We start from the raw sequence: 24,295 nt of genomic DNA, 5'->3' as shown, positions 1-24,295 counted from the left end.
CGCCTACCTGTGGCACGTCGCGGAGAAACGACAGCGGCGGTCGTGCGTCAGCCGGCGCCCGCAGCGGACCAGCGCATCTCCCTCAGTGCCGGTGACCAACTGCTGGCGATCACGCGGCGGCGGGTGGACCGGTGAGCCACCGGTGCCGTCCCATGGTCAGGACCCGCTGCCGGCTCGAGTTCGCATGAGGGCCTCCTGATGTTCGCGGACGTCCTCGCCGTGCGCGGGGGACGCCACCCAGCTGCCGTCGAGGTGCAGCACCCAGCACCGGGTCTTCGGATCCAGCGCCGAATCGAAGAGGTCGCCCAACTGCGCGGTGAGCCGGGGATCTTTCACCTGAACCCCGGCCTCCACCCTACGGTCGAGGTTGCGGTGCATCATGTCTGCGCTGGCGATCCAGAACTCGCCCGCCCCACGGAAGTGCAGGATTCGCGAATGTTCGAGAAAGCGCCCGAGGATCGACCGGACGTGGATGTTCTCGCTCAGTCCTGGCACCCCGGGTTTCAGCGTGCAAATGCCGCGGACGACGATCTGCACGGGCACACCGGCCTGCGATGCGCGATAGAGCGAGTCGATCACGTCCTCATCGACCAAGGCGTTGGCCTTCAAGCGAATACCCGCGTCCTCGCCGCGAAGTGCGCGCGCCACTTCGCCGTCGATCCGTTCGATGATGCCCCGCCGTATGCCGTAGGGCGCGACGAGGAGGTTGCGATACTGGGTTTTCCGTGAGTAGCCGGTGAGCGAGTTGAACAGGTCGGTGAGGTCGGCGCCGATCTCCGGTGCCGCGGTGAGCAGACCGATGTCTTCGTACAGCCGGGCGGTCTTGGGGTGGTAGTTGCCGGTGCCGATGTGGCAGTAACGGCGGATGGTGGACCCCTCGCGGCGGACGACGAGGCAGGTCTTGCAGTGGGTCTTGAGCCCGACCAGTCCGTACGCCACGTGTACGCCGGCTTTTTCGAGTTTGCGGGCCCATTTGATGTTCGCCTGCTCGTCGAATCGCGCCTTGATCTCGACCAGTGCGACAACCTGTTTGCCGGCCTCGGCGGCGGTGATCAGGGCGTCGACGATGGGGGAGTCGCCGGAAGTGCGGTAGAGCGTCTGCTTGATGGCCAGAACCTGGGGGTCGGCCGCGGCCTGTTCGATGAAGCGTTGCACGCTGGTGGAGAACGAGTCGTACGGGTGGTGCACGAGGACGTCGCCGTCGCGGAGGGTGGAGAAGACGCTCTTGGGTGTTTCCCGCTCGCCGAACGCCGGATGCGTTGCCGGCACGAACGGTGCGTCCTTGAGTGCGGGCCGGTCGACGGCGTACACCTGCCAGAGGCACGACAGATCCAGCAGTCCGGGCACCTGGATGACGTCGCCGGGGTCGACGTCGAGTTCGCGCAGCAGGAGGTCGAGCATGTGTTCGGTCATGTCGTCGGCGACCTCGAGCCGGACGGGGGATCCGAAGCGGCGGCGGGCCAATTCCCGCTCGAGGGCCTGCAGAAGATCTTCGTCGCGGTCTTCCTCGACCTCGAAATCGGCGTTGCGGGTAATGCGGAACGCGTGGTGTTCGACGATCTCCATGCCCGGGAACAGCATGTCGAGGTGGGCGGAGATCAGATCTTCCAGGGGCAGGAACGCGTCGATGGAGGACGGTGTCTCGTCGCGGCGGACGCGGACGAACCTGCCCACGTTGTCCGGAACCTTGACCCGCGCAAAGTGTTCGCCACCGGTGAGTGCGTCTTTCACTGTCACCGCGAGGTTGAGGCTCAGGCCGCTGATGTAGGGGAACGGGTGGGCGGGGTCGACGGCGAGCGGGGTGAGGACGGGGAAGATCTGGTCCTGGAAGTGCACCGACAGGCGGTCGCGGTCGTTGTTGTCAAGATCGGACCAACCGACGATCGAAATGCCTTCTCCGGCTAACTCCGGGAGCACCGAGTCGAGGAATACCCGTGCGTGTTTGTCCGAGATCTCCTGGGTGAGTTTGGCGATCAGCGAGAGTTGCTCGCGAGGGGAGAGGCCGTCGGCTGACCGCACGGACAGGCCGGTCTCGTCGCGGCGCTTGAGTCCCGCGACCCGGACCATGAAGAACTCGTCCAGGTTGGAGGCGAAGATGGCGAGGAATTTGGCGCGCTCGAGCAGCGGCAGCGACGTGTCCTCGGCGAGTGCAAGTACTCGTGAATTGAAATCGAGCCAACTGAGTTCACGGTTGAGGTAACGATTTTCGGGGAGCCCGTCGGCGAGCGCACTCGGAACCGTGCTGGTCGCGGCAGGTGGCGCCCCGGGAATGGTCGGCGGGGGCGCGAGGACGCGACCGTCGCGCGAACCGTCCTCCACGTGCACGTCGGTGTTCGGATGGACTGCTTCGCCGTTGCTCACCCCACGATCATCCCTCGAGAATTCGGCTCTGGACAGTCGACGGCGGCGTCCACGCCGGTGCCGCAATGTCTGCCATGCCGCTGCCTCGAGCGCACGATCGCCGCGGTATACGGCAATCGGGCCCGCACTGTTCGTCCAAGCCGTTCGAAGAAGAGCTTGAGCAGGTCAATATCGGGGAGTGTGGCGGCGAGCTGGGGCAGAAGTCATGTCGACCTCACCGTCGCGAAACGCACTGGTTGCTCCAGGCCGCAATGATGGTAATTCGCTCCCCGTACCGTCAAGTACATCAACTGGACGAGGCACCGCACTCATGACGAATCAGGAATCCCGCAACCCACGCCCCGATCGCATCCCGATGTCGGCGAGGTCTGAGTCGGGGCCGAGGCGGTTGACCAAATATCTGCCCTCGACCGACGTCGCAGTGGTCGTCGAGGTCCTCACCGCCGAACGGCAACTTCCATGTCTCGCCGCCGAAGACGATCCCCGCACACCGTGACGGGCCCGCCGATGCGCGGAGGATCCCAGCGGCCCCGCACCTCCGCGGTCGGCGGCAACGTTCCGACCACCGAATCGACGCCGCGGCATCGGCATGGTGCGGTTGGGCGGCGTGACGTGATGGGTCCGCGAAGAGTGCTGGGGACGGTGCCGGTGGTCCGGGTTGTGACGGCGTTGGCGGGAGGGGTTTGCCTGGCGATGGGTGGGGTGTCAGGTGTCGCGTTCGTGCTCGGGACCGGTGTGATGACCGCGCCGGCGAAGGTTGTGGTCGCGGTGACCACCGCCGGGTTTCTCGTCTCGGGCGTGGTGCTGGTTGCTCGTGCTCGTTCTCGTCGACCCGAATGATGCGCGACAGAGGACTATTCGGTCAGCGCCGTCGCCTTCGGGTATCCCACGGACGCAGACGGCGTTCATGGCTGACGTATGACTTCGCAACGGGTTGCCCTGCCGAATAGTGGACAACGCGAAACCCCCGGCTGCCCCGGTCGATCGCCGTCTTCTATCGACGCCGTCGACCGGGTGGCGCCGTGACTTCTGATATTCAGCCGCATCCGATTGGGCGTCTCATGTCGGGGTTGGCGTGATCGTGTGCGCGCTGGAGCAACACCGCCGATTAGCACAATGATGGCTTTTTCTGTGTTCTCCAGAATGGGTGAGATTCTGACGAGGGGGTGAATGTGTTCGGCAAATTAGTGCGCGGCTCCCGCCGACGCTCCATGTGCGAATTCCGCTCGCTCCTCAGCCCTCCCATTCCAGCAACGGCGCTCTCGTGGCGGTCGTCAATGAGCAGCGTCGTACGCTTCTGTGATCTCGATGGGAATGCGCCCTCGGCCCCCGATGTCATAGCCCTGTTTCTGTGCCCATTCCCGCACTGCCCTCACCTGGTCACGGTCCCGCCGCACAGGTTTCTGCGTGACGCCACCACCCGACGTCAGTGTGCCCGCGGATCGACTCGTGCGACCACCCACCTTTGTGGCGTGATCGATGTAGTGGTCGAGTTTGTTGTGGAACTCCTTCGCATTCTTCGCCGACAAGTCGATCTGGTAGTCGATTCCATTCACGGAGAAGGCGATTGTCTCTCCCTTTCCCTCCGCTATGGAAGTTCCGTCGATATCGTCAACGTGTTCGACAACTATTTGGCGCGCCATTCCAACTCCTCAGTCGCTTTTGCAAACCCACTCTACGTCCAGTGCACAATGCGCGCCTCGGTCGACACAAGGACATTCTTGGCAGAAAAAGACCTCATGCCCGAGACAGGTCAGCAGTCGAATCCATAGCCGAAGTGTTCGCGGTCGAGGGACGGCGATACTCGATGCCCGCAGGTCGGCTGCGGGCAGCGAAAGGGTCCTGTCGAATGGGAACGGTCACCAGCGTTCGATTGTTTCCCGGCCGCCGACCACCCGGGACGAGCTGTCCTTCCCCCGAAATGGCCTCGCAGCGTGAACGAAGGCTGTCGGCCGGCCGTTCGTGACTGTCGAGGTTTGGGGGAGATGATGGAGGTGGTGGGTGTCAGCCGTTGGCGTGGAAGGGGACGCCGTGTCCGCGGCGGCGCGGGGTGGGGCGGCGGAGGATCGCGTGGACGGCGGCGGTCCCGCCGAGTAGCAGTATGAGCAGTGCCTTGTGGATGTTGATGGAATTCCTTCTACTGGGCGGACGCCGGTGTTGTGTCGGTGGCGCCGGTGGAGTCATAGGCCGACGACGCGTTCGAGGGCTCCGAGTTCGGTGTCGAGGTGGTCGAGCATCGGGTGCAGGTTCGGGACGGTGCGCCTGCAGCCGGTCAACCCGAACACGAGTTGGTCGTCGCTGCTGGTGCAGGTGATGTTCAGGGCTTGTCCGGTGACCGGGATCGACAGGGGGTAGAGGGAGTCGAGGTGGGCGCCGTTCCAGTACAGCGGGGTGTCGGGTCCGGCGACGTTGGAGATCACCAGGTTGAACGGCGGCCGCTGTGGTCCTCGGCGGCCGAGGAGCATTTCGATACCGAGGGGGGCGGCGCCGACGGCGCTCATCGCCAGCACTTGGGCGGGGCTCATCGCGCGGAGGGCGTGTTTGCCTTCGCGCATGCAGGTGCGCACGGTGTCGAGGCGGTGGGCGGGGTCCGGTAGGTGGGTGGCGAGGTTGCACATCAGGACCCCGATCCGGTTCCCGTTTGCGGATTCCGTATCGGTGTTGGGGCGCAGGGACACCGGGACCATGGCGATCAGCGGTTCGGCGGGCAGCGCACCGAGATCGTGCAGGTAGCCGCGCAGTGCCCCTGCGGACATCGCGAGGATGATGTCGTTGACGGTGGCGTCGGCGTGCTTGGCGAGCAGCCGTATCCGTTCGAGTGGCCAGGTGCGGGCGGCGAAGTGGCGGGCGCCCCCGATCGCGACGTTGAACATGGTGTGCGGTGCCTGCGTCGACAGGGGGCCGCCTTTGGCGCGTAGGGCGCGTTCCACGGTGCCGGCCAGCACCGGTGCCAGGCCGGCGACCTCGCTCGACGCGTTGCGGGCGCCGCGCAGGACCTGGCCCGGAAGGTCACGCAGGTTCGGCGGCGTCGATGATCCAGGTTCTGGCGGGGCTGCGTCGGTCGCGGTCGCGGGTGCGGCGGGTTGCCAGGGGGCGGGCATGCCAGTGCGGGTGGGGTCCTCGCTCATGCTGCGGCGCAACAGGTTCATCGCGGATGCGCCGTCGGCGAGGGCGTGGTGGATCTTGGTGTATACCGCGTAGCGGCCGTCGGCGAGGCCTTCGATCAGGTGCATCTCCCACAGTGGGCGGGTGCGGTCGAGTGAGGTCCCGTGCAGTCGGGCCACCAGGGTCATCAGTTCGGGCATGCCACCCGGTTGGGGGAGGGCGTTGCGGTGCACGTGGTAATCGACGTCGACGTCGGTCGCGGTGTCCCAACCCCACTGTCCCAGGGTGGTTACCGATCGTCGGGCCTGCTTGCGGAAGAGCGGTGCCACCTCGTCGGAGGTTGCAGCCGTCTCGAACATCGCTCCGATGTCGGCTGCGTCGGTGCCGTCCGGTGGAGTGAATACTGCCAGGCCGCCGACGTGCATCGGATGTTCCCGCGACTCGCCGAGGAGGAACAGTGAATCGGTCGGCGACATCGGCAGCAGCATGTCGGGTGTCCCTTCCGGCCCCGCTCGCACACCCGCACTGCCACTGCGGGGTTCCCGGGAACCTTGTATTCAGCTCTAGGTAATCGAGTCGTAAGATAACGGTCAGGTGTGGTTCATGTCACAATCTGGCATCTCCCATTCAGTTGTACAGGACGCGCGGACATCCGCGCGAGGCCGAAAGTCCCGGATAGGACAAGTCGGGCAAGCGATCAGGTCGGCCAGACGGGGCGGGCGGACTCGGCGCCTGGTGGTAGTGGTCTCGAGGCGCACATTTATCCGACCGCTCTGACGAGATCCTCGACGATATTTGGATCGCTGCAGACACCCGCGCCGATATCATTCCGCCGGGTCGGCAACAGTGAAAACCGTTGGAAAGTAGGTTATTCGATCGAGGAAGGCCGGCAGTGAGATTGTTCGGTGTCAGGTGCGACTCTCCGGATCCGTAGACCGAGGCGATGTAGCGAAGTCGGCGGGAGAGTCAACACGCCCCGACGTATTCCTCCCTGCGATGCAGCATGGCCACTGCCATTGCGGGGAGCATCAGCACGTGGCCGGCGAGCATCAGACCGTCGCCCGAGAGCAGATCGAGCCACAGCAGTGGGAACAGCACGACGAACGTGAGGTACATCGCCAGCCCTATTTCGGCGATCGCGGCCACGAATGGCGCCGCCATGCCATCCATGCGGCCATTCCCGCGGTCATCGAGGTAGCCATCAGCAACGCGTGCACTTCGATTCGTGCATCGTCGCCGACGAGCGCCGACAGGGGCGCGAATACTGCCATCCCCGCCAGCATCGCGAGCAGCATCTGCAGGTAGTGGACCACGAACGTGCGGTGGGTCAGGGCGGCGCGCCGGGTGGGGCGTTCCGAATCGACGGTGCTCACGGCCTTGTCCTTGCACTGTGGGATCAGGGTGCGGTGGCGGCGAAGTGCCGCCTGTACTGGTCGGGCGCGACGCCGAGGCGTCGCAGGAATGCCGGCTTCAGTTCTGCGGCCGGCGGGCGGGCGCGCTGCGGGCCTCGTCGGCGACGGTGCGGCGTCGGCTTATCGCGGAGGAGTACTTCGATGCGGGGGTGCGCGGGTCGAGGACGGCTGCGGTGGTGAGGGCGTCGTCGATGGCGAGGGAGGCGCCCTGGCCCGCTGCCGGTGACATGCCGTGGGCGGCGTCACCGATGATCATGGCCCGTTGATCACCCAGGAAGGTAGGTCGGGTACGCGATCGGCGTTGCAGGCGAAGATCGTCGGGGTCGCCTCGAGATGGGGCGGACGCCGGGGACCGGGGCGGGGAATGCGGCGGTCAGCTCGCGCGTCCAATCCTGCGAGGTGTGCGGGCCGACGCCGGCCGGGGGGGAGCGCCGGGCGGGTCAGCCGGGCGAACCAGAAGGTCCCCGTGCCGCCACCGTCGAGAATGCCGAAGGTGTGTTCTGCGTGGCGGAAGAACGACAGCAGCCCGGGTTCGGGGTCGGTGTGGCCGGGGATGCCGGTGTGGTGGCCGTAGAGCACGACCTGGTCGTCGTAGACCGGTCCGGTCGGGCCGACGATGATCTCTCCGCGCACGATCGAGGGCATTCCGTCGCACCCGACGAGCACGTCCGAGTCGACAACCCGGCCGTCGGCCGTGTGCAGTCGCGCACCGTCGGGGGAGGTGTCCACCGCGGTGGCGGTCGCGCCGTGGACGATGGTGGCGCCGAGTTTTCGGCACCGCCGATGCAGTGCGCCGATGAGGTCGCGACGCCAGAAGTGGTGGTGGCCGATCCCGTCGACAGGTGTCAGGGGTGCGCGTCGACTCCGGCCGTCGGTGGTCATCGAGATCGTGTGGACCGGGAGCCCCGTGGCGCGGAGTGTGACGCCGACGCCGAGGGTGTCGAGGTCGGCGAGTGCCTGACCGGACATCGTCAGGTAGGCGCCGTCCTCGCCCGCGGAGTCCGGTTCCCGCCGCTCGTACACGGTCGCCGGCACCACCCGGTCGGTCGCGGTTCTCGGACCGGCCACAGTGTGCCTGGAAGGGGCGCTCCTCGACCGTGTTCGGGTACGGACGGGCGCGTCGCCCAAATGACTTGAACAGGGTTGTATTGAAAACTCATGCGTTCTAAGATTGGGTATGGCAACGGTCGAGCACGACTCGGCGGTGCCGGGCGGATCCGGGACCCGCCGGTACCGATCTCCGCTACGCCGCATGCAGGCGGCGAAGACGCGGGCGGTCGTGCTCGAGGCCGCCACCCGGTTGTTCGCCGAGCGCGGCTGGGTCGCGACAGGAGTGCGGGATGTCGCGCGGGCCGCGGAGGTTTCCGTCGAAACCGTCTACGCGACATTCGGATCCAAGGCCGACCTGTTGAAGTCGGCACTGGAGGTTGCCATCGTCGGAGACGACGCTGAGGTGCCGTTGGCCGACCGGCCCGTCTACACGGCGATCCGAACGGGGCGCACGACCAGTGACCGCATCGAGTCGGGTGCGCGCATGATCGCCACGATCAACGAGCGCATCTACCGCCTGGCCGTCGCAATCCGCCAGGGTGCGACGACGGATGCCACGCTCGCAGCGGTGGCCGCCGACCTGGAAGGGCAGCGCAGGCGCTCGGTCGCCGACGTCGCAGACCTGATCGTGGGTCGTCACGCCGATCCCGGTCAGGTCGACGAACTGTGGGTCCAGGCCCACGACCAGGTCTACGCCCTGCTCGTGGACGAATGCGGTTGGAGCCGTGTCCGTTACGAGTCATGGTTGATCGACCGCATCGAAGAAATCCTCGACCGCCCGGTGTGACACACCGGCGCCTTTGTCTGGAGTAGGTCATGACTACCGACACTCGGCATTCTGCCGACACTCGCATCATGCGCATCGTCCACAACGCGCTGCGCCGCGATATCGCTCGCGCCGCGGAGGCGCTGCACATGGCACCTCCGCCCGCGCAGACCCAACGGGTCGCCCTCGCCGATCATCTCGTGTGGATGATGCATTTCCTGCACCTGCACCACAGCGGCGAGGACCGTGGGCTGTGGCCGCTGGTCCGCGAGTTGAACCCGGACGCCGGGCCGCTGCTCGACGTGATGGACGCCGATCATGCGCGAATCGTCCCCGAGATGGAGCGGGTCGCCGCCGCGGCAACCGAATATCGTGCGCATCCGGCTGCCCGAGAGGAACTTTCGCGTTCCCTCGCCGCTCTCGGGCAGGTTCTGCTGCCGCATCTGCAGCGGGAGGAGGACGAGATGATGCCGGTCGTCGCCCGAACCCTGACCCGTGGTCAGTGGGACGACGTGGAGCAGGAGGTGTTCATTGCCTCGAAGACCAAGCGGGAGCTGGGGATCGAAGCTCACTGGCTTGTCGACGGTGTCGATCGGGAGGACTACGACGTCACCGTTCGCAAGGTCGGTCCCGCCACCCGGTTCATGCTGCTCCATGCGTTCAAACGACCGTATCGGCGGGCGTGCGCCGCCCGGTGGGGCGCCGACCTCGACGTGAGTCCGCGGCACCACCGGCCGGCCCTTACCGAGGGCTCGGCAGAATTGTGGATCGACGTCCCGGCCCGGCCGCTGTACGACGTGGTCGCCGACGTCACCCGCATCACCGAACGCAGCCCCGAGTGCCGCAGCTGCGCGTGGCTACCGGGACGGTCGCCGGGGGCCGTGGGCGCCCGATTCCGGGGACACAACCGCGCACATCACATGCGGTGGTCCCGCGTCTGCGAGGTGACCGCCGCCGATCCGGGCAGGAAATTCGCATTCCACACGGTGTCGGATCGGCGCAACCCGCTGTACCACGACTCGACCACCTGGTCGTACACGTTCAGGGCGGACGGCGACGGGACCCGGGTGACGCACTCCTATCGGATCGACGTACTGCCGTACCGCCCGCTGCTCTCGCTCTACTCACACCTCCAGCCGCAGCACCGCGACATGCGGCCGCAGATGCGGCAGAACCTGGAGGCGTTGCGGCGGCAGGCGCACGCCGACACGGCTACCCGGTCGCTGCCCCGAACGGCCTAGCGGGAGCGGACGAGGTGATTCAATGGTGGTCATCGATCCCCACGGCAAGGAGAACGCATGCTGGTGGCATTCAGCGTCAGCCCGATGGGCGGGGACTCCGACAGTGTCGGTGCCGCGGTCGCCGCGGCCGTGCGTGTTGTCCGCGAATCCGGGCTGCCCAACGAGACCACGTCGATGTTCACCACCGTCGAGGGTGAGTGGGACGAGGTGATGGCAGTCGTGAAGCGCGCGACGGACGTTCTGCTGGAACAGTTTCCGCGGGTCAGTCTGGTGCTGAAGGCGGATATCCGGCCGGCGCGCAGCGGTCAGCTTCGGGCGAAGGTCGAGACCGTGGAGCGTTACCTGGCCGAGTGACCGTTCTCGCCGGAGTATTGGTGGGTGAGTTCCGTGCCGATCCGGGCGAGTTCGGTGCGGACCAAGAAGGCGGACACCAGGGAGCGGCGGATCGAACGGACGGTCACGCTGGCCGCAATGAATCTGCGGGCCAACCATCCGGGTGTCCGGATCCGGGACGCTGCGCGGTAGCACGTCACGAGATATTCCGACGTCCGGTTGGCGACCGGGAGAGGGGAGCACGAATGGACTGGCCGCACGAACTTGCCGATCAGCTCAGCTGGCACTGGGACCATCAATTGCGCCCACGGCTGGCGGGGCTGACCGATGAGGAGTACGTCTGGGAGCCTGCCCCGGACTGCTGGAGTGTGAGACCGAGAGGCCGCTCGCAGGCTCCCGTTCAGGCCGGCAGCGGCGAGTTCACCATCGACTTCGCCTTTCCCGCGCCGGACCCGCCGCCGATCACGACCATCGCCTGGCGGCTCGGGCACATCATCGTCGGCGTCTTCGGCATGCGGATCGGAAATCACTTCGGCGGCCCGCCCATGGACTATGAGACGTTCGACTACGCCGGCACCGCCGCGCGGGCGCTCATCCAACTCGACGAGCAGTACGACGCCTGGTGCGAAGGCGTGCGGGGTCTCGGAACCAGCGGCCTCGCCGAGCCGTGTGGGCCCAGCGAAGGACCGTTCGCGGACTACCCGATGGCGGCGCTGGTGTTGCACATCAATCGCGAGGTCATCCACCACGGTGCCGAAGTGGCGCTGCTGCGCGATCTGTACCTGCGACGACCGGCCTAGCGTTCGCCCGCGACGCGGGCGAGCCGGCGGACGAGGGTCCGCACGACCGGGCCGTAGGTGATGCCGAGCATCGCATCGAGTGGCCCGGGCGCGGACATCGTCATCGTGATCCGCGAACCGGTGCCGCGGGGCTCGACGAGGTGATCGAGCGTCATCGGTCCCACCCGCCAGGTCCAGGAGCGGCCGGGTGTCGTGGCCGAGATGGATACGGGAACCGGCACGATCCAGAGCAATCGGGCCGCGCCGCACCGGCCGGCGTCGACCTCGGGGGAACCGAGACCCCACGCGCCGCGCACGTGCGGCGCCCACTCGGGCCAGCGCGAGGGCCGAGCGACGAGCGCCCACACGGTCCCCACCGGGGCGTCGGAATCGGCTGAGAAGGAATGTGGCACGGAGGAGGAGTACCCGTTTTCGGCCCCGGCCGACGGCGAAGGGGGGTGGACGTGAACAACGGGTGAATTGGGCCGTGTCGAGTTGCGTGTAACTCGCGGTACTGGCCACGCTTGTAGGGAACGGCGAGGGAGGGAGCCGATCATGCTCGTTCGTCTACCCGGGGTGTATCGCCCCCAGCGCGACACGTGGCTGCTCGCCGAGGTGCTGGCCGCCCGAGAACTCGGGCCGGGCACCCGTGTACTCGATCTCTGCTGCGGCACAGGCGTGTTGAGTGTCCAGGCGTGTGCGGCGGGGGCCGGCTGGGTGACCGCGGTCGACGTGTCCCGCCGCGCCGCGATCAGTACGTGGCTCAATGCCACACTGAACCGGCGGACGATCCGTGTGGTGCGGGGCGATCTGGTGGACGCCGTCCGGACCCTTCGCTTCGACGTGGTGGTGGCCAACCCGCCGTACGCGCCGGCGACCGACGACGGCAGGCCGGGCCGGGTCCTCGCGCGGGCTTGGGACGGGGGCGTCGACGGGCGCGCCGTGCTGGACCGGATCTGCAGCGAAACCCCGGACCTCCTCGCTCCCGGTGGCACCCTGCTCCTCGTCCAGTCGACGCTCAACGGAGTGGACAAGACGCGGGCGATGCTCGAGGAACGGGGACTGCGGGTGGACGTGGTGACGTCGGAGGACGTGCCGTTCGGTCCCGCGCTCGCGTCCCGCACGAGGATGCTGGAGGCGCGGGACATGATCCGGCCGGGCCAGCGCACCGAGCGCATCGCGGTGCTGGCGGCGACCGACCTGCGGTCCGGCGATACGCGGCACTGACCCGGCGAGCGCGTCGACCCGATTCCGGTGTTTGTCCGATTCGCCACGATCCCGCGGCAACTGCGGTTCCATGGACGGGTGCGTTCAGGACTTCGTGAGGTATCGAATTCGACGCGGACCCCGAGTCCGGCGTCGGCCCACTCGACCTGAAGGAGAGCAGACGTGGTCATCCCGCACACCGGTGGTCCCGCGGAGGAAGCCCTGCTCAGGGGAGGGCGGTTCTTCACCCCGGGTGTGTTCTCGGACGACCTGCGCACCGTCACCCGGGAAGGCGGGCGGCAGGGCGACGTCTTCTACCGGGACCGCTGGAGCCACGACAAGGTGGTGCGGTCCACCCACGGGGTGAACTGCACCGGATCGTGTTCGTGGAAGATCTACGTCAAGGACGGGATCATCACGTGGGAGACCCAGGAAACCGACTACCCGTCGGTGGGTCCGGACCGCCCCGAGTACGAACCCCGCGGCTGCCCGCGCGGTGCGGCGTTCTCCTGGTACACGTACTCGCCGACACGCGTGCGGTATCCCTACGCGCGCGGTGTTCTCGTCGAAATGTACCGGGAGGCGCGTGAGCGTCTCGGTGATCCGGTGGACGCGTGGGCCGACATCCAGGCCGACCCCGCGCGTCGCCGGAAGTATCAGCAGGCCAGGGGCAAGGGCGGACTCGTTCGGGTCACCTGGGCCGAGGCCACCGAGATGATCGCCGCCGCGCACGTGCACACGATCAGGGAATACGGCCCCGACCGGATCGCCGGGTTCTCGCCGATTCCCGCGATGTCGATGGTGTCGTTCGCCGCGGGATCGCGGTTCGTCGAACTCCTCGGTGGCGTCATGACCTCGTTCTACGATTGGTACGCCGATCTTCCGGTCGCGTCGCCGCAGGTGTTCGGGGATCAGACCGACGTTCCCGAGTCCGGAGACTGGTGGGACGCGGCGTATCTGATGATGTGGGGGTCCAACGTCCCGGTCACCCGGACGCCGGACGCCCACTGGATGGCCGAGGTGCGGTATCGCGGCACGAAAGTCGTGTCGATCAGCCCCGATTACGCCGACAACACGAAATTCGCCGACGAGTGGATGCCGTGCGCGGCGGGCACGGACGGCGCGATGGCGATGGCGATGGGACACGTGATCCTGTCGGAGTTCTTCGTGACGCGGCGCGAACCGTTCTTCGTCGACTACGTGCGGCAGTACACGGACCTGCCGTTCCTGATCGCGCTCGAGGAACGCGACGGCCGCCTCGTTCCGGGAAAGAATCTCACCGCCGCGGATCTCGGGGACACGAGCGAGAATGCCGCGTTCAAACCCGTCCTGGTGGACGGCGCGACGGGCGAGGTGGTGGTGCCGCACGGCTCCCTCGGATTCCGCTACGGCGACGAGGGCGTGGGGAAATGGAATCTGGACCTCGGTGATGTCGTTCCCGCGCTGACGGTCGCCGCGCCCGACGGCGAGGGCGAGACCGCCGCCGTGCACCTGCCGCGGTTCGACACCCGAGACGGCCACGGCGAGACGCTGGTGCGCGGTGTGCCGGTCCGCCGGGTCGGCGACCTCCGGGTGTGCACTGTCTACGACCTCCTGCTCGCCCAGTACGGCGTTGCTCGGCCCGGGCTTCCCGGCGAGTGGCCCGGCGGCTTCGACGACGCGGCCGTCCCGTACACACCGGCGTGGCAGGAACCGATCACCGGGGTCGCGGCGGCGCAGGTGATCCGGATCGCCCGCGAGTTCGCGACCAACGCCGTCGACTCGGGCGGGCGTTCGATGATCATCATGGGCGCCGGGATCTGCCAGTGGTTCCACGGCGACGCGACGTACCGGGCGGTGCTGAGCCTGCTGTTGCTCACCGGGTCGATGGGCCGCAACGGCGGCGGGTGGGCCCACTACGTCGGGCAGGAGAAGTGTCGTCCCGTCACGGGATGGGCGACGGTCGCGATGGGCACCGACTGGAGTCGCCCGCCGCGCCAGATGGCGGGCACGTCGTATTGGTACGTCCACACCGACCAGTGGCGGTACGACGGGTACCGCGCCGACGCCCTCGCGAGCCCCACCGGCCGGGGAAACTTCCGGGGCAGGCACACGATGGACGTGATGACGTCGGCCGTCTCGATGGGGTGGACGCCGTTCTACCCGCAGTTCGACCGCTCCAGCCTCGACCTGGCGGACGAGGCCGAGGCCGAGGGGCGTGACGTCGTGGAGCACGTCACGAGCCGATTGGCTTCGGGGGAGCTGAAATTCGCGCTCACCGACCCGGACGATCCGCGGAACTGGCCGCGCGTGCTGAGTGTGTGGCGCGCGAACCTGCTCGGTTCGTCGAGCAAGGGCAACGAGTACTTTCTCCGGCATCTCCTGGGCACGACGTCGAATCTGCAGGCGGAGCCCACCCCCGAGAACCTTCGTCCGAACGACGTCACCTGGCGCGACGACATCCCGGAGGGCAAACTCGACCTGCTGATGTCGATCGACTTCCGGATGACGTCCACCACGTTGCTGTCGGACGTCGTCCTCCCCGCCGCGACCTGGTACGAGAAGTCCGACCTGTCCAGCACCGACATGCACCCGTACCTGCATGCCTTCACCGCGGCGATCGACCCGCCGTGGGAAACCCGTTCCGATTTCGACGCTTTCGGTGCGGTGGCGCAGGCGTTCAGCGTGCTGGCGCGGCGGCACCTCGGTGTGCGCCGCGACGTCGTGATGGGCACGTTGCAGCACGACACCCCGGGAGCGATGGCATACCGGGGCGGCACCGAACAGGATTGGCGCGCACACGGTCAGACGCCCGTCCCGGGCAAGACGATGGGGCCGCTGGTGGTGGTCGAACGGGACTATCCCGCCGTCGCCGAGAAGTGGGCGGCGCTGGGGCCGCTCGTCGAGTCGGCGGGGCTCACCACCAAAGGCGTCACCACGCATCCGGACCGGGAGGTACGAGAACTCGCCGCCGAGCACGGCGTCCTCGACTCCGGCGTCGCCGCGGGTCGTCCGGCGCTCGACACCGCAGAGAAGATGGCCGAGACCATCCTCGCGTTGTCGGGGACGTCGAACGGCAGACTCGCCGTCCAGGGATTCCGCGAACTGGAGAAGCGGACGGGCACGCCGCTCGCGCACCTCGCCGAGGGGAGCGAGGAGCGCCGGATCACGTTCGCCGACACCCAGGCCCGGCCTGTTCCGGTGATCACCAGCCCCGAATGGTCGGGCAGCGAGACCGGCGGCCGCCGGTACGCACCGTTCACAGTGAATATCGAGGAACTGAAGCCATTTCACACGCTGACCGGGCGCATGCACTTCTTCCTCGACCACGACTGGATCGAGGAACTGGGGGAGCAATTGCCCATCTACCGCCCGCCGCTCGACATGGCCCGGTTGTTCGGCGAACCCGCCGTCGGCGATCGGCAGGGCGGGATCGGGCTGAGCGTGCGCTATCTGACCCCGCACTCGAAGTGGTCGATCCACTCCGAGTACCAGGACAACCTGTTCATGCTGTCGCTGTCCCGGGGTGGGCCCACCATGTGGATGAGCCCGAACGACGCCGCGAAGATCGAGGTGCGCGACAACGACTGGGTGGAGGCGGTCAACCGCAACGGCGTGGTGGTGTGCCGGGCGATCGTCTCGCATCGGATGCCGGACGGTGTCGTCTACGTGTACCACGCGCAGGAACGCACCATCGACGTGCCGCTCACCGAGACCACCGGAAAGCGTGGGGGCATCCACAACTCGCTGACCAGGCTGCTGATCAAACCATCCCACCTGGCCGGTGGCTACGCCCAGACGTCGTTCGCATTCAATTACCTCGGGCCCACCGGAAACCAACGCGACGAGGTGACGGTGGTGCGTCGTCGCTCGCAGGAGGTGACGTACTGATGCGTGTCATGGCTCAGCTCGCGATGGTGATGAATCTCGACAAGTGCATCGGCTGCCACACCTGTTCGGTGACGTGCAAGCAGGCGTGGACCAATCGCTCGGGCACCGAGTACGTGTGGTTCAACAACGTGGAAACCCGCCCCGGTCAAGGCTATCCGCGCACGTACGAGGACCAGGAGAAGTGGCGCGGCGGATGGGTACGGGACGGCAATGGGCGGCTGCGCCTGCGGGACGGCGGCCGGTGGAAGAAGATCTCGCGGATCTTCTCGAACCCGAAGATGCCGTCCATCGACGACTACTACGAACCCTGGACCTACGACTACGAGAACCTCACCCAGGCCCCGCTCGGCGAGCACATGCCCGTCGCGGCGCCGCGCAGCCTGATCAGCGGTCGGCCGATGAAGGTGGAGTGGTCGGCGAACTGGGACGACGACCTCGCGGGTTCACCCGAGATCCTCCCGGACGATCCGGTCCTGAAGAAGGTGAGCGACAAGGTCAAGCTCGAACTCGAAGAGACGTTCATGTTCTACCTGCCGCGGATCTGCGAGCACTGCCTCAACCCGTCGTGCGTCGCCTCCTGCCCGTCGGGGGCGATGTACAAGCGGTCCGAGGACGGCATCGTGCTCGTCGACCAGGACAAGTGCCGCGGATGGCGGATGTGCGTGTCCGGATGCCCGTACAAGAAGGTGTATTTCAACCACAAGACCGGCAAGGCCGAGAAGTGCACGTTCTGCTATCCGCGCGTCGAGGTGGGACTGCCGACGGTGTGCGCGGAGACGTGCGTCGGCCGGCTGCGCTACATCGGCCTGCTGTTCTACGACGTCGACAAGGTCCTCGCCGCGGCCTCGGTGGAGAACGACACGGACCTGTACGAGGCGCAACTCGATCTCCTGCTCGACCCTCGCGACCCCGCGGTCGTGGAGGGCGCCCGGGCGGAAGGGATCTCGGACGAGTGGATCGAGGCGGCCCAGAACTCGCCCGTGCACGCCCTGATCAAGGACTGCCGGGTTGCGCTGCCGCTGCATCCGGAATTCCGGACGATGCCGATGGTCTGGTACGTGCCGCCCCTCTCGCCCGTCGTCGATGCCGTCAGCCGCGACGGTCACGACGGGGAGGACGTCGGCAACCTGTTCGGTGCGCTCGAATCGTTGCGGATCCCGGTCGAGTACCTCGCGGGGCTGTTCACCGCCGGCGACACCGAAGTGGTGGGCGGCGTCCTGCGGCGTCTCGCGGCCATGCGGTCGTACATGCGTGACATCAACCTCGGTCGCGAACCGCAGGCCCATATCCCGGAGGCGGTGGGGATGACGGAGGAAGAGATCTACCAGATGTACCGGTTGCTGGCACTCGCGAAATACGAAGAGCGGTACGTGATCCCCACGGCCTACGCCGCCGACGGACACCGCCTCGAGGAGACGGCGACGGAATGTGCACTCGACTTCGAGGGCGGCCCCGGCATGCACGGGTCCGGTCCCTTCGGCGAAGCCAGCGGCGGCCCGGTACCCGTGGCGGTCGAGACGTTCCACGCGCTGCGCGAGCGGCAGACCACCGACGAGATGTCCGCCAACGCGAGCCATCCGTCCCGGGTGAACCTGCTGAACTGGGACGGCAAAGGCGCCCCGGCCGGAATGTTTCCCGAGCGGAGTGATCGGCGGTGACCCCTCTGTTGCGGCGTCGGCGCGACCGCGTCCGGGACCGGCTCGTGTGGCACGCGGCGGCACTGCTGCTCGCGTATCCGGACGACGGCCGAGACGAGCGTCTCCACGTCGTCGCCGACATCCTCGGGCACCTGCCGCCCGATTCGGGGCGGCTCCTCGCGGAGGCGCATCGCTTCCTGTGCGAGACGGACCCGTACGTGGCGGCGGCGCAGTACGTCGAGACGTTCGATCTCCGCCGCCGCACGACGCTGTATCTGACGTACTGGACGGCGGGCGACACCCGCAACCGCGGCCGCGAGATCCTGGCCTTCGCCGACACCTACCGCCGCGCCGGCGTCGAACCGCCGAAGGACGAATCGGCCGATCACCTGACGGTGGTGCTCGAGTTCGCCGCGCTCGTCGACGCCGCCGCGGGTGCGGGACTCCTGTCGGCGCACCGGGTTCCACTCGACATGCTGCACGCGGCGCTCGGCGAGACGGGCTCGCCGTACGCCGCCGTCGTCGCGGGCGTGTGCGGAACCCTGCCGCCCGCCTCCGACCGGGACGTGGTGCGGGCGCGGCAACTCGCCGCGGCCGGGCCGCCCGCCGAGGCCGTCGGGCTCGAGCCCTTCACCCTGACCGTTCCACCGCGCCGAGAAGGAGCGACCTGACATGTCCGCCGGTGAACTCTTCTGGGACATCGTGCCGTACGTCACGCTGGCGATCTTCGTGGTCGGCACGTGGTGGCGGTACCGCTATGACAAATTCGGCTGGACCACCCGCTCGTCGCAGCTCTACGAGAGCCGATTGCTGCGGATCGGCAGCCCGCTGTTCCACTTCGGCATCCTCGTCGTGATCGCCGGACACGTGATCGGCCTGGTCGTCCCGCAGTCGTGGACCGATGCGATCGGGATGAGCGAGCACGCCTATCACGTCCAGGCCCTCGTGCTCGGTGCGATCGCGGGTGTCGCGACCCTGGCCGGTGCGCTCGTTCTGGTGTATCGCCGCCGTACCCGGGGTCCAGTGTTCACGGCGACCACCTGGAACGACAAGCTGATGTACGCGGTGCTGCTCGCCGCGATCGTCGCCGGGCTGGCGACCACCCTGCTCGGATCCGGCGTCGTCGGCGAGGAGAGCAACTACCGCGAGACGGTGTCGCCGTGGTTCCGGTCGATCTGGATTCTGCAGCCCCGCGGCGATCTGATGGCGCAGGCGGCGCCGGCCTTCCACATCCACGTCGCGATTGCTCTGGTGTTGTTCGCCCTCTGGCCGTTCACCCGGCTCGTGCACGCCTTCAGCGCTCCCGTGGGCTATCTGTTCCGCCCCTACATCGTGTACCGGAGCCGCGACGTCGCCCGGAACGGCGAGCTCATCGGCTCGCAACCCCGTCGTCGAGGCTGGTGACCCGCTGTCGGGGGCCGCGTGTAAAGTTTGCCGTTCGACGACGCCCAGCTTTCGAGGACCGCTGAACCACTACATGGCCAAGATCGATCGCAGCCGCACTGCCGCACTCACCCAAGCGCCGACCCTGCACGAGCCGGATGCCGGCGTCCGGCGCACCGTGCTCCCCGGCGGGCTCCGGGTGGTCACCGAATACGTTCCCGGTGTCCGATCCGCGTCCGTGGGCGTCTGGGTGGGTGTCGGATCACGTGACGAGCAACCCACCGTCGCCGGTGCCGCGCACTTCCTCGAGCACCTGCTGTTCAAGGCCACGCCGTCGCGCAGCGCTCTCGACATCGCGCAGGTGATGGACGGCGTCGGCGGCGAGCTCAACGCCTTCACGTCCAAGGAGCACACCTGCTTCTACGCGCACGTGCTCGACGACGACCTGCCGCTCGCCATCGACCTCGTCAGTGACGTCGTCCTGCGCGGCCGCTGCCGGTCCTCCGACGTCGACGTCGAACGCCAGGTGGTCCTCGAAGAGATCTCGATGCGCGACGACGACCCGGAGGACCTCCTCGGCGACGCGTTCCTGACCGCTCTGTACGGCGACCATCCCGTCGGCAGGCCGGTGATCGGCAGTGTCGAATCCATCGAATCGATGACCCGCACCCAACTCCACTCGTTCCACGTGCGGCGCTACACGCCGCCGCGCATGGTGGTCGCCGTCGCCGGCAACGTGGAGCACGAACACACGGTCGAGCTGGTGCGGCGCGCGTTCGCCGGGCACCTCGAATCGGCGTCCGAACCAGCTCCCCGACGCGCAGGCACCCTGCGCCTGCGCACGGAGCCGGCGCTCAGCCTGACCAACCGGGACAGCGAACAGGTCCACCTCTCGCTCGGGGTGCGCGCGTTCGGGCGGCACGAGGCCCACCGCTGGGCGCTGTCGGTCCTCAACGCCGCCGTCGGCGGCGGGCTCAGTTCCCGGCTCTTCCAGGAAGTGCGGGAGATCCGCGGCCTGGCATATTCCGTGTACTCGGGCATCGACACGTTCTCCGACACGGGCGCGTTCTCGATCTACGCCGGGTGCCAGCCCGAGAACCTCGGCGAGGTCACCACGGTGATCCGTGAGGTGCTGTCGAACGTGGCGGCCGAGGGCATCACCGACGCCGAGTGCGCCCGCGCCAAGGGTTCGCTGCGGGGCGGACTGGTTCTGGGACTGGAGGATTCGGGCTCCCGGATGCACCGCATCGGTCGCAGTGAGCTCAACTACGGCAATCACCGCAGCATCACCGAAACCCTGAGCAAGATCGACGCGGTCACCACCGACGAGGTCCGCGACGTCGCGAGGGTCCTGCTGCAGCGCCCGTTCGCCGCCGCCGTCGTCGGACCGTATCGTCGCAAGCGCGACCTGCCGGCCTCGGTGCGCGGCATCGTCCGGTAACGAGGATTCGCCGAAGACCGACAGGAGCAGCCTGAGATGAAGATCCGTGGAGCGGTACTCGAGGAGATCGGGAGAACGCGCCCGTTCGCCGAGTCGGCGCCGATCTCGATCTCCGAACTCGACCTCGACGAACCCGGTGCGGGCGAGATCCTGGTCCGGATCGAGGCGGCGGGTCTGTGCCACTCCGACCTGTCCGTCGTCGACGGCAACCGGGTGCGCCCGGTCCCGATGCTGCTCGGGCACGAGGCAGCGGGGCGGATCATGCAACTCGGCGCCGGCGTCGACGACGTCACGGTCGGACAGCGCGTGGTCATGACGTTCCTCCCGCGCTGCGGAGAGTGTGCCGGCTGCGCCACCGGCGGTCGCATGCCGTGCGGGCCCGGCACCAGCGCCAACAATGACGGAACCCTACTCGACGGGGGAGCGCGACTGCACCGCGGCGGCGCCACCGTGCACCACCACCTCGGGGTGTCCGGATTCGCGACGCACGCGGTCGTCAACCGGCGCTCGGTCGTTCCCGTCGGCGACGACGTCCCCGCCGACGTGGCGGCCGTGCTCGGATGCGCCGTCCTCACCGGCGGCGGCGCCGTCCTCAACGCGGGCGACCCGCAACCCGGCCAGGCCGTGATGGTCGTCGGGCTCGGCGGGGTGGGAATGGCCGCGATCCTGACGGCCGTGTCCCGGGGTGCCGGCGAGGTCATCGGCGTCGACGCCGTGCCCGCGAAACTGCAGACCGCCCGCGAACTCGGAGCGACCGCGGTCTACACCCCGGCGGAACTCGAAGAAGCCGGCGTCCGGGCGCCCATCGTCATCGAGGCCGCCGGGAACGCCCGCGCGTTCGAATCGGCTGTTCGCGCAACCTCTCCCGGGGGCAAGGCGATCACCGTCGGACTGCCGTCCCCGGACGCGCGGTCGTCGATCTCCCCGCTCACCCTGGTGGCCGAGGCCCGCACGATCATCGGCAGCTACCTCGGCTCGGCGGTGCCGTCCCGGGACATCCCGATCTACGAGGACCTCTGGCGCTCCGGGAAGCTTCCCGTCGAGAAGCTCATCTCCTCCCGCATCACGCTCGACGACATCAACCGCGGCATGGACGAACTCGCCGACGGCAGGGCGATCCGGCAGATCATCGTGTTCGACTGATTCGCGCGGATTGCGTCAGTCGGAGTCGCCCGGGTGCCCCGTGACGTCTTCGGCGGACAGTGCCGACAAGGCGATCAGGCCGGCCAGAAAACCGGCCCGGTCTCGTTCCGGCAACCGGGCGAGGAGCCGCTCCTCGCCCCGCCGGATCGCCGCCTGTGCCGAATCGCGCACCCGATGCCCGTCCGGGGTCAGCGACAGCAGCCGGGCCCGGCGGTCCGCGGGATCCCGCTGCCGGTCGATCAGGCCGCGGTCCTGCAGTTCGTCGAGCACGCCGATGATCCGGGTCTTGTCGGCGCCGATCGCCTCCGCGAGCGCGGCCTGAGTGCGCAGCGGGTGCTCGTCGAGTGCGAGGAGTACGATGTAGCCCCACATGGTCAGCCCGTGCTCGGCGAGCACGGGAAGTTCCGCCGCCACCAGTGAGCGGTTCAGGGTGGTCGTCATCGCGGCGAGGTCGGGGCGGGTGCGCTCGTGCTGTCCGTTCTTCGGGTCGAGGCTCGGCATACCGCAGAAAATACACCTTGACCGATCATCTACTCGAGTAGATGATAAGCGATAGCTTACTAATCCGATTCGAAGGGCGAGGTACCGACGATGGATGTCGACGAGATCCGGCGCTGGGATGCCCGCGCCGTGGAGACGAGTGTGGAGATCGTGTCGCACGTGACGAGTCGCGACCTGCAGCGCGCGACACCGTGCGCGCAGTGGACCCTCGGCGAACTGCTGGCCCACATGACCGTGCAGCACCTGGGGTTCGCCGCGGCGGCCGCGGGCGACGGGCCCGACCTGTCGCGCTGGCGGCCGCAGGCGTCGTCGAACCCGGTTGCCGACTATCGCGCAGCGGCGGACACCGTCGTCGAGGCCTTCGCCCGCGACGGTGTCGGGGAGCGGCAGTTCTGGCTACCGGAGATCAGCACCGAGTTCCCGTTCCCCGCCGCCACCGCCGTCGGGTTCCACTTCCTCGACTACGCCGTCCATTCGTGGGACGTTGCGCGAGCACTCGAACTCGACTTCGCACCCGAAACCGGCATGGTAGCCGCGGTTCTCCCCATCGCCCGTCGCGTGCCGGACGGTGCGGACCGGCTGCGCGAGGGCGCCGCGTTCGCCCCGGGATTGACCGCCGGCGCCGACTCTGCGGATTTCGGCGCGGTGCTGTCGCTGCTCGGCCGATCACCGCACTGGCACCCGGAATACGAGCCCCGCCGCGTGTGAGGACGAGACGCAGGTCTCCCACCCCGCCCCTGCGCAGCGGTCGGCACCCGGCGATTGCGTAGGCTTTCGGGCGAATCGTTGTGACTGGACGGAGCGTGGAGAAGTGAGCGCAGCAGCACCCATCAGGGTCGGGGTTCTCGGGGCCAAGGGCAAGGTCGGACGGGCGATCTGCGAGGCGGTGGAGCAGGCACCGGACCTCGAACTCGTCGCGGAGGTCGATCACGGCGACCGGCTCGAGTCGTTCGGCGAGGCCGGCACGCAGGTCGTCGTCGACTTCACCCACCCCGACGTGGTGATGGACAACCTGAAGTTCCTCGTCTCCAACGGCATTCATGCCGTGGTGGGCACCACCGGGTTCGACGACACGAGACTCGACACGGTGCGGTCGTGGCTGATCGAGCGCCCCGACGTCGGGGTCCTGATTGCCCCCAACTTCGCAATCGGCGCCGTCCTCTCCATGCGCTTCGCCGAAGCGGCAGCACGATTCTTCGATTCCGTCGAGGTCATCGAGTTGCACCATTCCAACAAGGCGGATGCGCCGTCCGGCACCGCCTACCGGACCGCCGCCCTCATCTCCGAGGCACGCCGCAAGGCCGGCGTGGGACCGAGCCCCGACGCGACGACCACCGAACTGGACGGTGCGCGCGGCGCCGACGTGGACGGCGTGCGGGTCCATTCCGTGCGGCTCGCAGGTCTGGTCGCCCATCAGGAGATCATCCTCGGCACGCAGGGCGAGACGCTGACCATCCGCCACGATTCGATCGACCGCAACTCCTTCGCCCCCGGCGTCCTGCTCGGTGTGCGAGAGATCGGCAACCGCCCCGGTCTCACCGTCGGTATCGACCCCCTTCTCGACCTGTGAAGGACGGCTCGACCAAGACCGTCGTCACGATCGGACTGCTGGTCGCAGCGCTGGCGTTCTACTTCGTCCTTCTCGGCCGGCGTGGGATCGAGCTGATCCAGGACGGCGGAGCAGCCGCGATCGGCCTGGGGATCGGCGTCCTGATCCTGCCGTTCCTGGGCGCCTGGATCGTCTACGCCACGCTGCGTGCCGGATTCCAGCACCAGCATCTGTCCCGCCGCATCGCCGACGAGAGACTCGAACTGGATGTCAGCGATCTGCCGAAGCGCCCCTCGGGCCGCATCGACCGGGACGCCGCCGACGCACTGTTCCAGCAGGTCAAGTCCGAATGGGAAGCAGACCCGGACAACTGGCGGAACTCCTACCGGCTCGCGCGCGCCTACGACTACGCCGGCGACCGCGGCCGGGCCAGGGAGACGATGAAACGGGCTGTGGAACTCGAACGTGTCGAACGGGAAGGCGAGCCCGGCCGGTAGTAGACGGACCCGGTCGTACGC

General features: G+C 67.9%; 25 protein-coding genes. 16 read left to right on the top strand and 9 right to left on the bottom strand.

Annotation, left to right across the window (positions count from 1 at the left end):
• Positions 1 to 156: 156 nt before the first annotated feature.
• A complete protein-coding gene (locus CJ179_RS03675; RefSeq protein ID WP_373560131.1) occupies positions 157 to 2,325 on the bottom strand; it encodes an RNA degradosome polyphosphate kinase in 2,169 nt (722 codons plus the stop codon).
• Between the two features lie 346 nt (positions 2,326 to 2,671).
• On the opposite strand from CJ179_RS03675, the gene CJ179_RS51265 reads away from it, so the two are divergent.
• Positions 2,672 to 2,857, top strand: a complete 186-nt coding sequence (locus CJ179_RS51265; RefSeq protein WP_179377519.1) for a hypothetical protein — start codon at positions 2,672 to 2,674, stop codon at positions 2,855 to 2,857.
• 778 nt (positions 2,858 to 3,635) lie between these two features.
• Here CJ179_RS51265 and CJ179_RS03665 read toward each other — a convergent pair.
• The 6 genes from CJ179_RS03665 to CJ179_RS03640 form a co-directional block, all read right to left on the bottom strand.
• On the bottom strand, positions 3,636 to 4,004 hold the full coding sequence (locus CJ179_RS03665; RefSeq protein ID WP_072937937.1) for an Lsr2 family protein: 369 nt from the start codon (positions 4,002 to 4,004) through the stop codon (positions 3,636 to 3,638).
• A 537-nt stretch (positions 4,005 to 4,541) separates the two neighbouring features.
• Complete coding sequence (locus CJ179_RS03655) at positions 4,542 to 5,954, bottom strand: wax ester/triacylglycerol synthase family O-acyltransferase (protein WP_072937939.1); 1,413 nt, start codon at positions 5,952 to 5,954, stop codon at positions 4,542 to 4,544.
• A gap of 478 nt (positions 5,955 to 6,432) precedes the next feature.
• On the bottom strand, positions 6,433 to 6,627 hold the full coding sequence (locus tag CJ179_RS52110) for a hypothetical protein (RefSeq protein WP_208613703.1): 195 nt from the start codon (positions 6,625 to 6,627) through the stop codon (positions 6,433 to 6,435).
• Positions 6,591 to 6,839 (bottom strand): hypothetical protein, encoded by a 249-nt coding sequence (locus tag CJ179_RS52105; protein ID WP_208613702.1) that lies wholly within the window; start codon positions 6,837 to 6,839, stop codon positions 6,591 to 6,593. The genes CJ179_RS52110 and CJ179_RS52105 overlap by 37 nt, the downstream gene beginning before the upstream one ends.
• A 97-nt stretch (positions 6,840 to 6,936) precedes the next feature.
• The gene (locus tag CJ179_RS03645) at positions 6,937 to 7,134 is read right to left on the bottom strand and encodes an FAD-dependent monooxygenase (RefSeq protein WP_095860710.1); all 198 of its coding nucleotides are present in this window, start codon (positions 7,132 to 7,134) and stop codon (positions 6,937 to 6,939) included.
• Positions 7,131 to 7,946, bottom strand: a complete 816-nt coding sequence (locus CJ179_RS03640; RefSeq protein WP_095860709.1) for an NAD(P)/FAD-dependent oxidoreductase — start codon at positions 7,944 to 7,946, stop codon at positions 7,131 to 7,133. The genes CJ179_RS03645 and CJ179_RS03640 overlap by 4 nt, the downstream gene beginning before the upstream one ends.
• A gap of 109 nt (positions 7,947 to 8,055) precedes the next feature.
• Here CJ179_RS03640 and CJ179_RS03635 point away from each other — a divergent pair, with 109 nt between their 5' ends.
• The 5 genes from CJ179_RS03635 to CJ179_RS03615 are packed head-to-tail and all read left to right on the top strand — an operon-like array spanning position 8,056 to position 11,068.
• Positions 8,056 to 8,715, top strand: a complete 660-nt coding sequence (locus tag CJ179_RS03635; protein ID WP_095860708.1) for a TetR/AcrR family transcriptional regulator — start codon at positions 8,056 to 8,058, stop codon at positions 8,713 to 8,715.
• A 29-nt stretch (positions 8,716 to 8,744) separates the two neighbouring features.
• Positions 8,745 to 9,935, top strand: a complete 1,191-nt coding sequence (locus tag CJ179_RS03630) for a hemerythrin domain-containing protein (RefSeq protein WP_095860707.1) — start codon at positions 8,745 to 8,747, stop codon at positions 9,933 to 9,935.
• 57 nt (positions 9,936 to 9,992) lie between these two features.
• Positions 9,993 to 10,289 carry an MTH1187 family thiamine-binding protein gene (locus tag CJ179_RS03625; RefSeq protein WP_072937944.1) on the top strand — a complete coding sequence of 99 codons (297 nt, stop codon included), beginning with the start codon at positions 9,993 to 9,995 and terminating at the stop codon, positions 10,287 to 10,289.
• A gap of 24 nt (positions 10,290 to 10,313) precedes the next feature.
• A complete protein-coding gene (locus CJ179_RS51260) occupies positions 10,314 to 10,460 on the top strand; it encodes a hypothetical protein (RefSeq protein ID WP_167372116.1) in 147 nt (48 codons plus the stop codon).
• A gap of 53 nt (positions 10,461 to 10,513) precedes the next feature.
• Positions 10,514 to 11,068: a DinB family protein gene (locus CJ179_RS03615; RefSeq protein ID WP_072937945.1), complete on the top strand. Its 555-nt coding sequence runs from the start codon at positions 10,514 to 10,516 to the stop codon at positions 11,066 to 11,068.
• Here CJ179_RS03615 and CJ179_RS03610 read toward each other — a convergent pair.
• A complete protein-coding gene (locus CJ179_RS03610; RefSeq protein WP_095860706.1) occupies positions 11,065 to 11,460 on the bottom strand; it encodes an SRPBCC family protein in 396 nt (131 codons plus the stop codon). The genes CJ179_RS03615 and CJ179_RS03610 overlap by 4 nt on opposite strands.
• Before the next feature lie 142 nt (positions 11,461 to 11,602).
• Here CJ179_RS03610 and CJ179_RS03605 point away from each other — a divergent pair, with 142 nt between their 5' ends.
• The 7 genes from CJ179_RS03605 (at position 11,603) to CJ179_RS03575 (ending at position 21,727) form a co-directional block, all read left to right on the top strand.
• Positions 11,603 to 12,274 carry a HemK2/MTQ2 family protein methyltransferase gene (locus CJ179_RS03605; RefSeq protein WP_072937947.1) on the top strand — a complete coding sequence of 224 codons (672 nt, stop codon included), beginning with the start codon at positions 11,603 to 11,605 and terminating at the stop codon, positions 12,272 to 12,274.
• 162 nt (positions 12,275 to 12,436) lie between these two features.
• Positions 12,437 to 16,123, top strand: a complete 3,687-nt coding sequence (locus CJ179_RS03600) for a nitrate reductase subunit alpha (RefSeq protein ID WP_095860705.1) — start codon at positions 12,437 to 12,439, stop codon at positions 16,121 to 16,123.
• On the top strand, positions 16,123 to 17,781 hold the full coding sequence (narH, locus tag CJ179_RS03595; RefSeq protein WP_095860704.1) for a nitrate reductase subunit beta: 1,659 nt from the start codon (positions 16,123 to 16,125) through the stop codon (positions 17,779 to 17,781). The genes CJ179_RS03600 and narH overlap by 1 nt, the downstream gene beginning before the upstream one ends.
• On the top strand, positions 17,778 to 18,431 hold the full coding sequence (narJ, locus tag CJ179_RS03590; RefSeq protein ID WP_072937950.1) for a nitrate reductase molybdenum cofactor assembly chaperone: 654 nt from the start codon (positions 17,778 to 17,780) through the stop codon (positions 18,429 to 18,431). The genes narH and narJ overlap by 4 nt, the downstream gene beginning before the upstream one ends.
• A gap of 1 nt (position 18,432) precedes the next feature.
• Positions 18,433 to 19,164, top strand: a complete 732-nt coding sequence (gene narI, locus CJ179_RS03585; RefSeq protein WP_072937951.1) for a respiratory nitrate reductase subunit gamma — start codon at positions 18,433 to 18,435, stop codon at positions 19,162 to 19,164.
• A 73-nt stretch (positions 19,165 to 19,237) separates the two neighbouring features.
• Complete coding sequence (locus CJ179_RS03580) at positions 19,238 to 20,584, top strand: pitrilysin family protein (protein WP_072937953.1); 1,347 nt, start codon at positions 19,238 to 19,240, stop codon at positions 20,582 to 20,584.
• A 36-nt stretch (positions 20,585 to 20,620) separates the two neighbouring features.
• Positions 20,621 to 21,727: an alcohol dehydrogenase catalytic domain-containing protein gene (locus CJ179_RS03575; protein WP_095860703.1), complete on the top strand. Its 1,107-nt coding sequence runs from the start codon at positions 20,621 to 20,623 to the stop codon at positions 21,725 to 21,727.
• A 15-nt stretch (positions 21,728 to 21,742) separates the two neighbouring features.
• Here CJ179_RS03575 and CJ179_RS03570 read toward each other — a convergent pair whose 3' ends face one another.
• Complete coding sequence (locus CJ179_RS03570) at positions 21,743 to 22,228, bottom strand: MarR family winged helix-turn-helix transcriptional regulator (protein ID WP_095860702.1); 486 nt, start codon at positions 22,226 to 22,228, stop codon at positions 21,743 to 21,745.
• Between the two features lie 90 nt (positions 22,229 to 22,318).
• Between CJ179_RS03570 and CJ179_RS03565 the strand changes: the two genes are divergently transcribed.
• From CJ179_RS03565 to CJ179_RS03555, 3 genes are all read left to right on the top strand, one after another.
• Positions 22,319 to 22,936 (top strand): TIGR03086 family metal-binding protein, encoded by a 618-nt coding sequence (locus CJ179_RS03565; RefSeq protein WP_095860701.1) that lies wholly within the window; start codon positions 22,319 to 22,321, stop codon positions 22,934 to 22,936.
• 103 nt (positions 22,937 to 23,039) lie between these two features.
• Positions 23,040 to 23,798, top strand: coding sequence for a 4-hydroxy-tetrahydrodipicolinate reductase (gene dapB / locus CJ179_RS03560; protein ID WP_095860700.1), 759 nt, complete (start codon positions 23,040 to 23,042; stop codon positions 23,796 to 23,798).
• A complete protein-coding gene (locus CJ179_RS03555) occupies positions 23,795 to 24,274 on the top strand; it encodes a hypothetical protein (protein ID WP_072937963.1) in 480 nt (159 codons plus the stop codon). The genes dapB and CJ179_RS03555 overlap by 4 nt, the downstream gene beginning before the upstream one ends.
• The last annotated feature ends 21 nt before the right edge of the window (positions 24,275 to 24,295 follow it).

Origin of the sequence: Rhodococcus sp. ACS1, from assembly GCF_002300155.1 — a bacterium.
Taxonomy (GTDB): domain Bacteria; phylum Actinomycetota; class Actinomycetes; order Mycobacteriales; family Mycobacteriaceae; genus Rhodococcus_F; species Rhodococcus_F koreensis.
The sequence above is the reverse complement of the archived record's forward strand: the minus strand, read 5'-3'. Positions and strand labels throughout refer to the sequence as shown.

Excerpts from the sequence above, each read along its gene's own strand:
- CJ179_RS51265 (WP_179377519.1), top strand. The coding sequence starts at position 2,672 with ATGACGAATCAGGAATCCCGCAACCCACGCCCCGATCGCATCCCGATG.
- CJ179_RS03665 (WP_072937937.1), bottom strand. The coding sequence starts at position 4,004 with ATGGCGCGCCAAATAGTTGTCGAACACGTTGACGATATCGACGGAACT.
- CJ179_RS03655 (WP_072937939.1), bottom strand. The coding sequence starts at position 5,954 with ATGCTGCTGCCGATGTCGCCGACCGATTCACTGTTCCTCCTCGGCGAG.
- CJ179_RS52110 (WP_208613703.1), bottom strand. The coding sequence starts at position 6,627 with ATGGCGGCGCCATTCGTGGCCGCGATCGCCGAAATAGGGCTGGCGATG.
- CJ179_RS03645 (WP_095860710.1), bottom strand. The coding sequence starts at position 7,134 with ATGATCATCGGTGACGCCGCCCACGGCATGTCACCGGCAGCGGGCCAG.
- CJ179_RS03635 (WP_095860708.1), top strand. The coding sequence starts at position 8,056 with ATGGCAACGGTCGAGCACGACTCGGCGGTGCCGGGCGGATCCGGGACC.
- CJ179_RS03630 (WP_095860707.1), top strand. The coding sequence starts at position 8,745 with ATGACTACCGACACTCGGCATTCTGCCGACACTCGCATCATGCGCATC.
- CJ179_RS03625 (WP_072937944.1), top strand. The coding sequence starts at position 9,993 with ATGCTGGTGGCATTCAGCGTCAGCCCGATGGGCGGGGACTCCGACAGT.
- CJ179_RS03615 (WP_072937945.1), top strand. The coding sequence starts at position 10,514 with ATGGACTGGCCGCACGAACTTGCCGATCAGCTCAGCTGGCACTGGGAC.
- CJ179_RS03605 (WP_072937947.1), top strand. The coding sequence starts at position 11,603 with ATGCTCGTTCGTCTACCCGGGGTGTATCGCCCCCAGCGCGACACGTGG.
- narH (WP_095860704.1), top strand. The coding sequence starts at position 16,123 with ATGCGTGTCATGGCTCAGCTCGCGATGGTGATGAATCTCGACAAGTGC.
- narI (WP_072937951.1), top strand. The coding sequence starts at position 18,433 with ATGTCCGCCGGTGAACTCTTCTGGGACATCGTGCCGTACGTCACGCTG.
- CJ179_RS03580 (WP_072937953.1), top strand. The coding sequence starts at position 19,238 with ATGGCCAAGATCGATCGCAGCCGCACTGCCGCACTCACCCAAGCGCCG.
- CJ179_RS03575 (WP_095860703.1), top strand. The coding sequence starts at position 20,621 with ATGAAGATCCGTGGAGCGGTACTCGAGGAGATCGGGAGAACGCGCCCG.
- CJ179_RS03570 (WP_095860702.1), bottom strand. The coding sequence starts at position 22,228 with ATGCCGAGCCTCGACCCGAAGAACGGACAGCACGAGCGCACCCGCCCC.
- CJ179_RS03565 (WP_095860701.1), top strand. The coding sequence starts at position 22,319 with ATGGATGTCGACGAGATCCGGCGCTGGGATGCCCGCGCCGTGGAGACG.